This window comes from Sporosarcina sp. OR05 (genome assembly GCF_041414805.1).
In the GTDB taxonomy this organism is placed as follows: Bacteria; Bacillota; Bacilli; order Bacillales_A; family Planococcaceae; genus Sporosarcina; species Sporosarcina saromensis.
Genome location: NZ_JANKJL010000003.1, coordinates 30,985 through 44,174, shown reverse-complemented (window position 1 = coordinate 44,174; position 13,190 = coordinate 30,985). Strand labels below are relative to the sequence as shown.

Below are 13,190 nucleotides of genomic sequence, written 5' to 3'. Positions count from 1 at the left end.
TTGAAATTATGCTACACTTGTTTCAATCATGAATCCATCTCCGTTTTCACGCTCATCATGAAACGGAAAACCGAATGAGAAAGGACGAAACGTCAATGACATCCTGTATTTTTTGTAAAATTGTTGAAGGAGAAATCCCGAGTGAGAAAATTTATGAAGACGACCATGTCGTCGCCTTCATGGACGTTACCCCTGTGACAAAGGGACATGTTTTATTAATTCCAAAAACACATCGTGAAAACCTCTATGAGTTCAGTGAGACGGAAGCTGCAAATCTATTTGCGGTTGCTCCGAAAATCGCGAACACATTAAAAGAAACGTTCACACCAGCTGGCATGAACATTTTGCAAAATAACGGCGAGCCTGCAGGCCAAGCCGTCTTCCATTTCCATATGCATTTCATCCCTCGTTATGATGAAACGGACGGCTTTTCTTCCAACTGGAATCCACAAGTGGAAGAGCTGACGAAAGAGCGGATTCACGAGTTTGCGAATGAAATCCGAAAGACAATCGGCAATAAATAACAGTTGCCAATTCAGACTATTATGTGTATACTTTCAATAAGTTTTCGCTAACGATCACGAGGATACGTTAGGAGAACAATAATTGAGCTTAGTTGAGGAGAGATGAGAAATGAATACGAAAAATCTTACGCTAATGGCGCTATTAGTCGCTGTTGGTGCCGCTTTGTACTTGGTGATCCCAGGTTACGGAGATGGCATGAAGCCAGATTTCATGCTGACAATGATGTTTATTGGCATCTTTTTATTCCCAGATGCACGCAGCGTCTTTTTACTTGGTGCGACGACGGGTGTCCTATCGGGCATCTTCACGACATTTCCAGGTGGACTCGTCCCTAATATTATAGACAAGCTCATTACGGCATTTGTCGTCTATGCGGTCATTCTTTTGTTGAAAAAAGCAGCGAATCACTTAGTTGTTTCCACTGCGATCGCATGTGTAGGGACATTATTGTCCGGAACGATTTTCTTGTCCGTTGCCATTTTTGTACTCGGTGCGAAAGTGCCATTCACATTATTGTTCGTCACAGTTGTTTTACCGACAATAGCAATGAATGGGATCGTGTTCTTTATTATCTACCCGATCATTCAAAAGTTTTTAAAACGGTCATCGTTTAAAACCGCATTATCCAATTGATACAGCGAAGCTTCCTCTTCTCGAGCGAAGCTTTTTTTATTTGCCCAGAACGGGTTGCCATGTTTTAATTAAACTATGAAAAGGAATACTATTCAAAATGAAAGGAGTGTCCTTCATGAAAGCATCGACATTTATGTACGGACTACTTGCAGGATCCGTTACGGCGGCAGTCACCGTTCTTTTTTCAACTCCACAATCGGGTCGTGAAATCCGATCATCTGTTAAAAGCGCTTCTACTGATATGAAACTTAAATTGAATGACGTAAAAGGGAAAATTTCCGAGTTGAAAGATTCCGTCACGCACATGACGAAAGAAGCGAAAGAACTAGTTCCTGATGCCGTGCAAGACGTGAAAGGCTCGATTGAACAATGGCAACGCTCAACTGAAAAGAACAAGCAACGCCTTGAAAAGGAAATCTCCGCTATTCAACAATCACTTGCTAAACTCGAACAATCCATTGCAGCGCAACAAAAGTGAGAGACTTCCGTCGACAGAGGATTTGTACGTCCTCTGTCTTTTTTGTTGCTCGATTAGCCGGTTTGGCAGTACCATTCAAGTGTGGCAGAAAGCGGAATTGGGCACGGAACAACTTTGAGGCGTGACAGGCCGCTTTCGCACAAAACACGCGGAATCCCCCACTCAACTTCGAAAATTATTTCCTCTTGCAAACTAACGGAAATTTCATTGATTTGACAACATATAAAACTCCCTTCCTATTCCCCCTATACAATGTTTTTGCAATTCAAACTTTTTTATTTGATATTTTCCTGCTATAATGACAGAAAGACCAATTATTTAATTGTTGGAGGTATACAATGACTGAGCAAAAGTTCTCTCAAAAGGAAGCAATGATTTATAGTCAACGTGTTGCCCAAATGTCAAAAGCGCTTTGGAAAGCAGTCGAAAAAGATTGGCAGCAGTGGATAAAACCTTATGACCTGAATATTAATGAACACCATATTTTATGGATTGCGTATCATTTACAAGGTGCCTCCATTTCGGATGTAGCCAAATTCGGCGTCATGCACGTGTCGACCGCTTTTAATTTCTCGAAAAAACTGGAAGAGCGTGGCTACTTGAAGTTTTACAAGAGAGATGACGATCGGCGCAATACATATGTCTCTGTGACGGAAGAAGGCGAGCAACTGTTACAAGGCATGAATGAAAACTACTACAACTCCAATCACGGCATTCTGGAAGGCTCGTTGCCGATTAAAAGCATTTACGGGAAGTTCCCGGAGTTTTTGGAAGTCATGTCGGTGCTGCGGAATATTTATGGGGAAGATTTCATGGAAATTTTTGAGCGTGGCTTCAAAAGAATCGATCATGCTTTTGAAGAAGAAGACGGTGAATTGGTGTCCGTCAACCTCTCAAAACCGCAAAGACAGCCTGTCCCTGTTCCTGCATCGAAAGAAAAATAATGTCTTTTTCTCTTTTGGTCTGCTATGATACATGTATGTGTTAAAGAGGAGGAATGGACATGATCCTTATTGTTACGGTGATGTTTTCATTATTTTATTTATTTCAGATAAACAAAATGACATATGCGTTATGCCAATCTCGGGAAATCCCTGAAGAAAAGCAACCTAAAATCTATCGTACAGTCAATATCCTCATTACGATCCTGATATTGTCTTTCTACCTTGAAGTTCTATTGAACGTGTAAATAAGAGAAGGTCCAACACCCAAGACGAGGGCGTTGGACCTTTGTTATTAATACAAGTATGCTGCACCGACGATGATCAAAAGAATGAACAATACAACAATCAACGCGAAGCCGGAATTACCATGGCTGTATCCACTCATTTAGAGCACCTCCTCTCTCTTTGTATCGTATGCGATGGTGAAAAGATGATTTAGGCGATTCACGAGATGGAACCTTTTTGTTTTCTATACGTTTTTATGGTATAGTATCAACTGTTGTACACAAAAGTTAGGGGAGAATAATCATGAAAAAAACAGTCCTTGCAATGACAATGGCAGCTTCGGTATTAGCCCTTGCTGCATGTAGTAACGATCAAAAAGCTTCAGACGATGAAGTGATTGCAACAACGAAGTCTGGTGAAATTACGAAACAAGATTTATATGAAGAAATGAAAGACGCGATTGGCCCTCAAGTCATTGAAAATATGCTTCTTCAACAAGCGTTGGAAAATGAATACAAAATTACAGATAAAGAAGTAGAAGAAGAAATTAAGAAACAAAAAGAAGTGTACGGCGACAACTTTGATATGTATCTAGAACAAAACGGTATTACGGAAGCATTCTTCGAAAAGAACGTTAAGTCTCAAATGCTTCAAAAGAAAATGGTTGAATCATTAGAAGTGTCCGAAGAAGATGTTGCTAAAGGATTAGAGCGTGCGAAGACGGAATTGCATGCACGTCATATCGTTGTTCCTGATGAAGAGACTGCAAAAGAAGTCATTCAGAAGATTAAAGACGGTGGGGATTTCGAAGCGCTAGCGAAAGAATATTCCACTGAACCCGTTGCACAAGAAACAGGCGGTGACTTAGGTTGGTTCGGTCCTGGTAAAATGCTTCAAGAATTTGAAGATGCAGCGTATGCGTTGAAAAAAGGTGAACTGAGTGAGCCGGTAAAAACGAGCTACGGTTACCACGTCATCGAGTTGCTTGATACGCGTAAAGCTGAATCTGAAAAGACTGAAGAAGAGTTGAAAGCGGAAATCGAAAACAGCCTAAAAGGTGTTCTTTTTGAAGCGAAATTGCAAGAATTGATTAAAGCAGCGGATGTCGACATTAAAGTCGATGAATACAAAACTGTTTTGGACAAGTACATGCCAGCTAAAGAAGACGACGCTGACAAAAAAGACGAAAAGTAAGCAACTTTTCATTTAAGAAACTGCGTGAACGCGAGGACATTGGCTCCTTCGTTCACGCAGTTTTTCTTGTTTCATCAAACCAACCTATTCAATATTGGGCTTGTAAAACGAACGGTTGTCGAGTGGGAAAATTCTTTCTGTGAATTCTCCGTTACCGGTTTTCGCCATTGCACGGTTCAGCATGTTCATTTTCGCGTCAATGTTGTCGATGTAATGCAGGATTTCCGCTTCCATCAACATCGGCCGTTTCGGACTGCCCCATTCCTCTTTTCCGTGGTGGGACAAGACGAGATGTTGCAGCAACATCACTTCTTCGCCTTGGATTTCCAGCTCATCGGCAGCCTTCGCGATTTCATTCACCATAATGGTAATATGTCCGAGCAGGTTTCCTTCGATCGTATACTGTGTGCCGACCGGTCCTGACAATTCGATCACCTTCCCGACATCATGCAAAATAATGCCGGCATAGAGCAGGTCCTTATTTAAGGAAGGATATAATTCTGCAATCGCTTTTCCGAGTTTCAGCATCGACACGACATGGTCGAGCAAGCCCGATACGTAGTCGTGATGGTTTCGTGTGGCAGCCGGATAGACAAGAAATGCCTGTTGGTGCTTTTTCAATAAATGACGCGTAATTCGTTGGATATGCGGGTTTTTCATCTCAAAGAAATATTGCATAAGCTCTTCGTACAACACTTCTTTGCTCTTTTCCGCTGAAGGGACCAAATCCGAAATGGAGACCGTTTCGTCTTCCCTTACAGGTCGGATGCTCTTAATACGCAGTTGGTTTTTTCCACGATACTCATGGATTTCCCCTCCGACTTTCACGATAGTGGCCGCAGCGTATTGTTGTTCGTGTTCTTCGTTTGTATCCCACAGTTTCGCTTCGATGTCACCGCTTTTGTCTTGCAAAATCAATGTCATGAAAGGACTTCCTTGTTGCGTGATCCCTTTCGTTGATTGTTTAATAAGCAAAAACAGATCTACCGACTCTCCGACTTGGTGTTCCAATACTTTCTTCATATAGAAACCGCCCCCTTATCGTTTCCGACTGTGGAAACATTTATGATCGTTGCATTTGTCCACTCTTCTATTATCTTATCATGGCACGTCATGTAGATGAACTGATGTTTACTACTTATTTCGTCAATCAGCTGCAACATCCGTTTTAAACGCTCACCGTCAAAATGCACGAATGGATCATCGAGTAAAACTGGAAATGGTGCCTGTGCCTTCATTTCCATCGCTAACGCGAGACGTAACGAAATGTACGCTTGTTCTTTTGTCGCTTGACTCAGTTCGATGATCGGGTATCGGACCGCATTGTTTGCAACCGCTCTGAACAGCCCTTCTTCCGTTATTTCCAATGCTACATAGGCACCGGCTGTCAGTGTACTGAAAAGCTGTTGTGCCCGTTCTAAAACATGTGGCAACTTCCGGTCTTTCAACTCCGTCATCATACTTCTAATTGCTTGCACAATCGCTTGCCTGGTCGCCCAGCGCATCGCTAATTGCTCGAGTTCCGTCTTCTTCATTTCAATCTGTTGTTGTTTCACTTGGTAGGCATCGTCCGTCAATAACTGATCCGTTTCAGCTTGCAAATTCGCTTTCTCTTGTACAAGGCCATCTAGTCGGGCTGAGAGTATATTTAGCTCCTTTTCGTTGCGTACCAACTCATCCTGCACGATTTCCTCTGACACATCTACTTCCAGGACTGGTTGTAGATCCAATTGCGCATCGATATCAGCCAATTGCCGAGAGAGTTGTAACCGTTGCGCATGCGCTTCGTATGCTTCGTAATAGTCTGCTTCCGTCTCTACTGATGCTTCCTCGAACAGCGCTTCCTGCTGTTGACGTAATGATGCAATAAGTCCATCCATTTCGTTCTGCTGCTGTTCAATCGTAGCGAGACGCGCCTCTACATGCGCCCGCTCCTTCAGCTCGCTTTGCAAAGCAACATACTTTGTGCTCAATTTTTCATATAAAACATCTTCAAGACAATCTGCACCGACGAATGCACGAATAGCCGACGCTCGCAAATCGACGTGTTCACTCAACGTTTGCTGTCGTCGTTTACTGTCGTTGAGCTCCCGGTGAATCTCCTGTAACGAACGCGCGATACTGAAAAACTGATGCACAATACTCGCATTTGGAATGCTCGTCATCCCATAGTTCAAGAAAAATTGTTGTAAAGCGCGTTCTTTTCTCTCTTTCTCCTGAGAAGATTTAGCATAATCAGTTTCCAAATGCCCTATTTTTCGTTCCATGGATTGAATTGCGTCCGTTAGCTGCTTTGTTTTGTCACGATACAACCGGACATCGTCGAGAAGTAGTTCGGCATCCGCTTCTTGTCCACCGTATTGTTCAATGAGCCGTTGCATCTCCTGTTGAGACGCGACAGGTGACTGTTTGCGTTTTCCGACTTCCCGTAGTACTGCAACGCCTGCAATGCAAAGACCAGCAAGCAAAATGAGCCATTGCTGTTCGATGAAGCCGAAGCCAATCGCAACTACAGAAGCGAGGAGGAGTATAATCAAAACCGCTGGATGCTCTCCGCGTACACGATTTTCATTCAACTGCACAAAGGCTTTCGCTTCTGCCAGTTTACTTCGTATGGACGGCCAATCATCTGCTTTTTTCAGTTCTTCCTCTGTCGGTCCCTTCTCCTGGACGTGCTGCCATTCCAGTTTGAGGTCCTTCAACTCAGCTTCCAGTTGCGAAAGCTGGCGATCGATATATTCAAGCTGACGATCCAGTTCAGCAACTTGCTGTAATTCCGTATACAAGTGCTCTTCCTGATGAATAGAAACGTCCGCTTGCAACATCTCTTCTGCATCCTGCAAGCCAAGACGGTCGAGCAACTGATGTTTTTTTGCAAACAGTTGGCGTTCAGAATCTTGGATCGTGACTAAGCTCGACCGCCACTCGTGCCACTCAGGTTCCCGAGCTAACAGACTTTCTAGCGCTGCCACATCTTCCGCTTGTACATTTTGCTCGAGTTGTTCTTTCAACACATTCATTTCATTGTCCAAGCCTTGCCGTTTCGCTTCAGCTTCCAACAACCGACTGTTTATTGTTTCATACCGCCTAATGCCATCCGATGGGAAACCACCTTCTCGCAATGCGCTCCTTTTCGCCAGAAGCAACCTTTTCCGTTCATGCAACGGCAACAATTGTAACTGCTTATCGATTGTGAGGTTGCGTGCACGGATACCCTCATATTGGTCCTTGACCGCTTGCAATTCTTGCTCAATTTCGCGGATGCGAGCCACTTTTGGTGCATACGTCGACTGACGCTCTCTTGCTCGTTTCAGTTCATCTTCCAATTCCTTCAGTTGTTGCAAACGGACATTCATCTCCGGGACACGACCCGCTTTTTTGAATAAATCGCCCGCTTCCTTGTCCATCTTCTTTTCCAGCGCAACTAACGAATCGACTCCCGTCGTTCCAGATGCGAGCAACGTTCGACTCAATTCACTTTCATTCATCCGCTCAAAGCCTTGTAACTGCAAGACTGAAAAGGAAAATATTGCTTCATAGGAAGCTCGATCATAGTGGCGCATGATTCGTTGTAACAGTTCTTCACCGCCTTGACGGCCATCTGGCAAATAGACGGTCACTTCCCCTGTCGCTTTTCCACGGACACGGTCGACGACACACGTCCCGTACGTGTCATCCTCTAGATGGACTTGTCCGCCATACTTGCCACCGGATTTCGGCTCGTACCGTACATACGCACTCTGTTTTTTTGGAAAACCAAACAACACTTGGAGAACGAATTGTTGGATTGTCGTCTTGCCTGCTTCGTTATGCCCGTATAGGACATTGACGCCATCCGTGAACTCAATCGTCTTATCTTCATGTTTCCCGAACCCATAAATGACAATTTTCCTTAGTTTCACGTATTCACCTCATTTCTCTGCTTGCAGTTCATTCAACAAAAGCTGTTCTGCACGTTGTCGAATCGTTTGGACTTGTTCTTCTGTCAATCGTTCCACATAGCGGCGTGTACGAACATTGCTATACACGTCTTCCAATCGTTCGTGCCACTCGTCTAGTTCCCAGCTATCCATTTGCGCAAGGATGGACGTCACAAGCGCGCCCTGTTCCCCCGCGGCTCGGTAGTTATTCACACTCGTTAGACGTTGCACTGAAACAAACGTCTCGTGTCCTTCCAATTGTTCTGTAAGCATTTCCATTAACAACTCTTCCCCATTTTGCTCGACCAATGAAGCAGAGTTTCCATCAAACTGCTGCAATTCCAAATCGAGAATTGCTGGACCGTTTTCTGTCAGAAATGCTTCAATCGCTTGTTGAATCGTCTCCAGCAATTCATTTACATGACGGAGTTGTTGACAAGGTATGCGTAATGTCGCAAATTGAATGGCCGATGTCGGGACAAACGTGAACGCCGCTTCCGTTTTCGATAACTCCACTTCATAAAAGCCTTTCTCGCCTGCCTCGTTCCGGTGCCTCCCTTGCAGATTGCCTGGATAGACAATCGGAGGATCTTCATGAAGGTGCTGCCGTAAATGGATATGGCCGAGTGCCCAGTAATCGTATTGCTTTGCGAGCAATTCATCGATTGTGAACGGCGCATAGACGTCATGCGTTTCATTGCCCGATTGACTGCCGTGTAGCAGCCCGATATGAAAAGCATTCCGCTCGGTTGCGACAGGGAATTGACTGACCATCTCTTGTCGAATATGGCGTTGTGGGTAACTGAAGCCGTACAGATTAACTTCCTGTCCACGGACCGTAAGTGTGACCTTATCGACCTTTTCCTTGCATTCATAGACATTCGACGGCAATTTAAACCGTGTCCAATTGCCACTTAAATGATCGTGGTTCCCATACGACAGAATGACTGGGATGCCCGCTTCGTGCAATCGCTCCATCCCTTGCTGGAATTTGAGCTGCGCACGCAAACTTCTGTCCTCCCCGTCGTATACATCACCGACGATGACGACAAAATCAGGTTTACTTGCCACCGCGTGTTCTATGAGGCGATGAAAAGCGGCGAATGTACTATTCCGCACGGTTTGCAATGCTGCAGTGGATAAGCCCGTCATCCCTTTAAACGGGCTATCTAAATGCAAATCAGCCGTGTGAATGAATCGGATTGATGACACACCCGACGCCCCCTTCCTAAAATCGAATATTTGTTCTAATTTTACCACATTCTCTCTTAAAATGGTAAGGAAATAGAAGAAAACCACTTCATCATTAATGAAACCAATGATGAAGTGGTCGTCTTTTATTCTTTCCCTAATTGAATTGCTTTTTTAAGATCTTTTAAGGAACGGGATGGGCCATACATTAACACACCACCGCGGTACACGCGCGCACCGAACCATCCTAATAAGAAAATTGTCGCCACCATAATCGCAATGGAAAGCAACGGTTCCCACATTGGCAAATCGAGCATACCAACGCGCAGAAACATAACGAGTGGAGCGAAAAACGGGAAGTAAGAAGCATATTTCAAATAACCTATTTCCGGATTACCTAGCCCTGTTGCAGCAATTAAAAATGCAGCGACAATGAGTAACGTCATCGGCATAATCATCTGTTGCACATCTTCCGTACGGCTTACTAATGAACCGAGTAATGCAGCAAGTGTTGCATACAAGAAATAGCCTAATAGAAAGAATATCGCCGCGTACACTAACGTCATCCCACTTATATCGGAAACACTGAAGAAATCAGATACACCACCCGGCACTTCGGTTGCAGACGTCCGTAGCGCGATGAAACCAGCGATCCCATAAATGACAATCTGCACGATGCCGAGTGAACCGATGCCCAGCACCTTCGCAAACATATGCTTCACAGGTGACACACTTGAAATGAGAATTTCCATCACCCTTGACGATTTTTCCGTCGCGACATCCATCGCTATCATACTTGAATACATAATGACAGAGAAGTAAATCACAAACATGAGCACATATACGAGCACTCTCGCCTGATTTAACTCTTCTTCAGACTTAGCCGAAGGAGACACATTTTTCTGTTCAAACTGGATAGGCGTAAAGAGTGTTTGAACTTGTTCGCCCGTCAATGACAATTGTTCAGCCTTCATTTCAGTCTGAATCGATTGTAGCTCTTCCTGAATGCGTTGCGGCATTGAGAAATCTAGTAAACCCATCGTTGTATAGGTCGCTTGAATCGTGTTCTGCTCATCCACAGACACAGTCAGAAAAGCGTCAATTTCTTCTGAGGTCACTTTCTCCATCAGTACTTGCTCTGCGTCTTCAGCTTGTTCAACTTTCAGGTCACTGCCGACAACTTCCAATTGCGCTTGCAACTTTCCGACAAGCTCCCCGCTTTCGTCGACTACATAGAGACGATTTTCGGTTTCGTCCCCACCTGTTATCGTTTGCACCGTATCAATGATTTTCGAGAAGTTTGCAAATAAAAAGATTGCCGCCACCATGATTGCCGTTGTAATGTAAAACGATTTCGCCTTCGCTTTTGATAAAAAGGCGTGCTTGAAAACAATCCAAAACTCACGCATGCTCTTTCCCCACCTTTGCAATGAAGATGTCTTGTAAAGAAGGCTCTTCGATTTCAAAATGACGAATCGGCCCCGCTTGTAACGCTGCTGTTAACAGTTCCGCAGCGACGGCTTCATCTTCAATTTGAAATACTGCCCCTTCAATCGAATGATTCACGTTCAGTACACCTTGTAATTGATCGAGCGCCGTCAAATCATAATCCGACCGAATCCGCACATTTTGTCGACCGAAAGATCGCTTCACATCCCGTAATGAACCACTGACAATTTGTTTTCCTCGATGAATAATACTCAGTTGTTCACACAGTTCTTCCACGTGATCCATCCGATGGCTAGAAAATAATATCGTCGCTCCATTGTTTCTCGAGTCGATAATTGCACGTTTTAACATTTCCACGTTGACCGGATCGAGTCCTGAAAATGGTTCGTCGAGGATGATGAGCTTCGGATCATGCATCAACGCAGCAATCACTTGGATTTTTTGCTGATTCCCTTTAGACAGCTCCTCCACTTTTTTATTCACATAGTGGGGCACTTCAAAGCGGTCAAGCCAATACTGAATGGCCTTTTTGGCATCCGCTTTACGCATCCCACGTAGCTCACCAAGGAACAGCAGCTGTTCATCCACTTTCATTTTCGGATACAAACCCCGTTCTTCCGGCAAGTAGCCGATTTCAGGACTCGTTGCATAAGAAATCGACTTGCCATTCCACGAAATCCGACCTTCATTTGCATTCAATAACCCTAAGATCATTCTAAAAGTTGTCGTTTTGCCAGCTCCATTCGCTCCAAGGAACCCATACATCGTTCCTTGTTCAACTGAGAGCGATAGCTGATCAACAGCTGTAAAATCCCCAAATCTTTTCGTTACTTGTTCAATTTGTAGCACAATATTTCCCCTTTCCTGTTTCCATTTTGTACAGTACGAACAACTATGTGAATGGTTTCAGTTACATTCTTTTACTGAATACAAGGACACTAACCCCATACGAAATTAGCATGACAGCATATGCAAATACCGCTAGGAAAAATGCAAGCTTAGGTCCTTCTATTAGCAATGCCCCCAACCACATACATACAAGAACAATGAGCGTGATCGACCACGATATCGTTCTAGCTTTTGTATGAATCTCCTTGTATCTTTCATCGAAACGACGGTGTTTATTGCCATTTTTAAAATAAATAAATGCGATTAAAGAAACAACACCAAATCCTGTAATAAATCCTGCAATACTTTCCATTGTGGGAATCATGAACTTCCCCCTTTCCCTTAATGTTCCCTATTCGCAATCACCGCGCCCACTAGCCACGACATCATATGAATGACCCATAACGCAGTCATGATGAAGAACGCTAATTTTGCACCCTCTACAACCATGACAATAATCCAAGCAATTAAGATTGCACCCGTCATGACCATCCATGAAAAAGCCCTCGCTTGTCGATGAATGTTTTTATACCGTTCATCAAACAAGCGCTCCTTCTTCCCTTTTTTCCTGACAAAATAATAGACGACACCCCAAATGGCCAATCCAAGTGGCAATCCGGCCATAAATGTCCAGAAATCAAACCCTTCGTACATCTTCACTCCTCCTCCGGATTAAAAATCTCTTCGATTTGGCAATGAAACAACTTTGCAATTTTAAACGCTAACAGTAAAGACGGATTGTATCGGCCTTTTTCCAACGAGATGATCGTCTGCCTTGAAACTTCCAACTTCTCTGCTAAATCATCTTGGGTCAGCCCCATCGCCGTCCGCTTTTCCCGTATTAAATTGTCCAGTGACATGCTCCCCCTTTCTTTTGTAAAGGTCGCTTTACGTAAAGGTTACTTTACTATATGCATATTGTCAAGGAAACTTTACATACGAAAGTCATATTTCATTTAAATGAATTACTATTCATTCTATGAACATTCGTAGTATACTAATAAAAAGGATGGGAGGATGAACAACATGAGAACGTACAAGTTAACCGCATATGAAAAAACGGGGAAATTACTAACGGAAGAGACATTCACCGCTGAAACGGATGATGCAGCAAAAGAAAAGGGCAGGACGTTGTTAGAAGAACAAAATCTACTCGACCAAACACATCGTTTAGCCTCACCAGCAGGAAAACTCCTTTTGTTCCATGTCTAATTTGATAGATTCCTGAATAATCTTTCTGTTTGGCTGTTCGTCTCGTGCAATGGTACACTAAAGCTGAAAGCTACAGTTGGAGGTGCTCCTTTGAATATTGCACTAATTGCACATGATCAGAAGAAAGAGGAAATGGTGAACTTCGCCATTGCGTATAAACATATCTTTGCAAATTACAACCTTTTTGCGACAGGAACGACCGGCAAACTTATCATGAATGAAACTGGGCTAACCGTACACCGGATGATGTCTGGTCCACTCGGCGGTGACCAACAGATCGGTTCGATGATCGCGACAGGTGAATTGGATTTAATTTTATTTTTCCGCGATCCATTGACTGCACAACCGCATGAACCGGATGTCAGTGCATTGCTTCGTCTATGTGACGTATACGGCATTCCACTTGCAACTAATATCGCAACGGCTGAATTACTGATTCTCGCTGTTGAAAAAGGGTACTTCTCTTGGCGTGATACAGCTGATAAATACAAAAGAAAAGGACTCAATTCCTAAGCGGATTGAGTCCTTTTC

Annotated in this window: 17 protein-coding genes; 8 read left to right on the top strand and 9 right to left on the bottom strand. The window is 43.7% G+C overall.

Annotated features, from left to right (window positions below):
- Positions 1–95 precede the first annotated feature (95 nt).
- The 5 genes from NRI27_RS07250 to NRI27_RS07230 all read left to right on the top strand — a co-directional run bounded on the left by NRI27_RS07250 (position 96) and on the right by NRI27_RS07230 (position 2,825).
- A complete protein-coding gene (locus NRI27_RS07250) occupies positions 96–524 on the top strand; it encodes an HIT family protein (protein WP_371390107.1) in 429 nt (142 codons plus the stop codon).
- 109 nt (positions 525–633) lie between these two features.
- Positions 634–1,158 (top strand): tryptophan transporter, encoded by a 525-nt coding sequence (locus tag NRI27_RS07245; protein ID WP_371390106.1) that lies wholly within the window; start codon positions 634–636, stop codon positions 1,156–1,158.
- 115 nt (positions 1,159–1,273) lie between these two features.
- Positions 1,274–1,636: a YtxH domain-containing protein gene (locus NRI27_RS07240; RefSeq protein ID WP_371390105.1), complete on the top strand. Its 363-nt coding sequence runs from the start codon at positions 1,274–1,276 to the stop codon at positions 1,634–1,636.
- Positions 1,637–1,974: 338 nt separating this feature from the next.
- A complete protein-coding gene (locus NRI27_RS07235) occupies positions 1,975–2,580 on the top strand; it encodes an HTH-type transcriptional regulator Hpr (RefSeq protein ID WP_317946274.1) in 606 nt (201 codons plus the stop codon).
- Between the two features lie 59 nt (positions 2,581–2,639).
- On the top strand, positions 2,640–2,825 hold the full coding sequence (locus NRI27_RS07230) for a hypothetical protein (protein WP_239432685.1): 186 nt from the start codon (positions 2,640–2,642) through the stop codon (positions 2,823–2,825).
- A 47-nt stretch (positions 2,826–2,872) separates the two neighbouring features.
- On the opposite strand, the gene NRI27_RS07225 is transcribed toward NRI27_RS07230, so the two are convergent.
- The gene (locus tag NRI27_RS07225) at positions 2,873–2,965 is read right to left on the bottom strand and encodes a YjcZ family sporulation protein (protein ID WP_317946277.1); all 93 of its coding nucleotides are present in this window, start codon (positions 2,963–2,965) and stop codon (positions 2,873–2,875) included.
- A gap of 143 nt (positions 2,966–3,108) precedes the next feature.
- Here NRI27_RS07225 and NRI27_RS07220 point away from each other — a divergent pair, with 143 nt between their 5' ends.
- Entirely contained in the window at positions 3,109–3,999 is an 891-nt protein-coding gene (locus tag NRI27_RS07220) for a peptidylprolyl isomerase (RefSeq protein WP_371390104.1), read from the top strand.
- Between the two features lie 84 nt (positions 4,000–4,083).
- On the opposite strand, the gene yhaM is transcribed toward NRI27_RS07220, so the two are convergent.
- From yhaM to NRI27_RS07180, 8 genes are all read right to left on the bottom strand, one after another.
- Positions 4,084–5,022 (bottom strand): 3'-5' exoribonuclease YhaM, encoded by a 939-nt coding sequence (gene yhaM / locus NRI27_RS07215; RefSeq protein WP_317946280.1) that lies wholly within the window; start codon positions 5,020–5,022, stop codon positions 4,084–4,086.
- Positions 5,019–7,901, bottom strand: a complete 2,883-nt coding sequence (locus NRI27_RS07210) for an ATP-binding protein (protein WP_371390103.1) — start codon at positions 7,899–7,901, stop codon at positions 5,019–5,021. The genes yhaM and NRI27_RS07210 overlap by 4 nt, the downstream gene beginning before the upstream one ends.
- Positions 7,902–7,910: 9 nt before the next feature.
- Positions 7,911–9,131 (bottom strand): metallophosphoesterase family protein, encoded by a 1,221-nt coding sequence (locus NRI27_RS07205; protein WP_371390102.1) that lies wholly within the window; start codon positions 9,129–9,131, stop codon positions 7,911–7,913.
- A 125-nt stretch (positions 9,132–9,256) separates the two neighbouring features.
- Complete coding sequence (locus NRI27_RS07200) at positions 9,257–10,519, bottom strand: ABC transporter permease (protein ID WP_371390101.1); 1,263 nt, start codon at positions 10,517–10,519, stop codon at positions 9,257–9,259.
- Positions 10,512–11,411, bottom strand: coding sequence for an ABC transporter ATP-binding protein (locus tag NRI27_RS07195; RefSeq protein ID WP_371390312.1), 900 nt, complete (start codon positions 11,409–11,411; stop codon positions 10,512–10,514). Before NRI27_RS07195 ends, NRI27_RS07200 begins: the two co-directional genes overlap by 8 nt.
- Before the next feature lie 58 nt (positions 11,412–11,469).
- Positions 11,470–11,772, bottom strand: a complete 303-nt coding sequence (locus tag NRI27_RS07190; protein ID WP_317946288.1) for a DUF2178 domain-containing protein — start codon at positions 11,770–11,772, stop codon at positions 11,470–11,472.
- 17 nt (positions 11,773–11,789) lie between these two features.
- On the bottom strand, positions 11,790–12,101 hold the full coding sequence (locus NRI27_RS07185) for a DUF2178 domain-containing protein (RefSeq protein WP_317946290.1): 312 nt from the start codon (positions 12,099–12,101) through the stop codon (positions 11,790–11,792).
- A 2-nt stretch (positions 12,102–12,103) separates the two neighbouring features.
- Positions 12,104–12,301, bottom strand: coding sequence for a helix-turn-helix transcriptional regulator (locus tag NRI27_RS07180; protein ID WP_371390311.1), 198 nt, complete (start codon positions 12,299–12,301; stop codon positions 12,104–12,106).
- 172 nt (positions 12,302–12,473) lie between these two features.
- On the opposite strand from NRI27_RS07180, the gene NRI27_RS07175 reads away from it, so the two are divergent.
- Both NRI27_RS07175 and mgsA read left to right on the top strand, forming a co-directional pair.
- Entirely contained in the window at positions 12,474–12,659 is a 186-nt protein-coding gene (locus NRI27_RS07175) for a YhzD family protein (RefSeq protein ID WP_317946292.1), read from the top strand.
- A 90-nt stretch (positions 12,660–12,749) separates the two neighbouring features.
- Positions 12,750–13,172: a methylglyoxal synthase gene (mgsA, locus tag NRI27_RS07170; protein WP_371390099.1), complete on the top strand. Its 423-nt coding sequence runs from the start codon at positions 12,750–12,752 to the stop codon at positions 13,170–13,172.
- Positions 13,173–13,190 lie beyond the last annotated feature (18 nt).

Bases quoted from the DNA above. Each gene is read 5' to 3' on its own strand.
- NRI27_RS07250 (WP_371390107.1), top strand. From the start codon at position 96: ATGACATCCTGTATTTTTTGTAAAATTGTTGAAGGAGAAATCCCGAGT.
- NRI27_RS07245 (WP_371390106.1), top strand. From the start codon at position 634: ATGAATACGAAAAATCTTACGCTAATGGCGCTATTAGTCGCTGTTGGT.
- NRI27_RS07240 (WP_371390105.1), top strand. From the start codon at position 1,274: ATGAAAGCATCGACATTTATGTACGGACTACTTGCAGGATCCGTTACG.
- NRI27_RS07235 (WP_317946274.1), top strand. From the start codon at position 1,975: ATGACTGAGCAAAAGTTCTCTCAAAAGGAAGCAATGATTTATAGTCAA.
- NRI27_RS07230 (WP_239432685.1), top strand. From the start codon at position 2,640: ATGATCCTTATTGTTACGGTGATGTTTTCATTATTTTATTTATTTCAG.
- NRI27_RS07225 (WP_317946277.1), bottom strand. From the start codon at position 2,965: ATGAGTGGATACAGCCATGGTAATTCCGGCTTCGCGTTGATTGTTGTA.
- NRI27_RS07220 (WP_371390104.1), top strand. From the start codon at position 3,109: ATGAAAAAAACAGTCCTTGCAATGACAATGGCAGCTTCGGTATTAGCC.
- yhaM (WP_317946280.1), bottom strand. From the start codon at position 5,022: ATGAAGAAAGTATTGGAACACCAAGTCGGAGAGTCGGTAGATCTGTTT.
- NRI27_RS07200 (WP_371390101.1), bottom strand. From the start codon at position 10,519: ATGCGTGAGTTTTGGATTGTTTTCAAGCACGCCTTTTTATCAAAAGCG.
- NRI27_RS07190 (WP_317946288.1), bottom strand. From the start codon at position 11,772: ATGATTCCCACAATGGAAAGTATTGCAGGATTTATTACAGGATTTGGT.
- NRI27_RS07185 (WP_317946290.1), bottom strand. From the start codon at position 12,101: ATGTACGAAGGGTTTGATTTCTGGACATTTATGGCCGGATTGCCACTT.
- NRI27_RS07175 (WP_317946292.1), top strand. From the start codon at position 12,474: ATGAGAACGTACAAGTTAACCGCATATGAAAAAACGGGGAAATTACTA.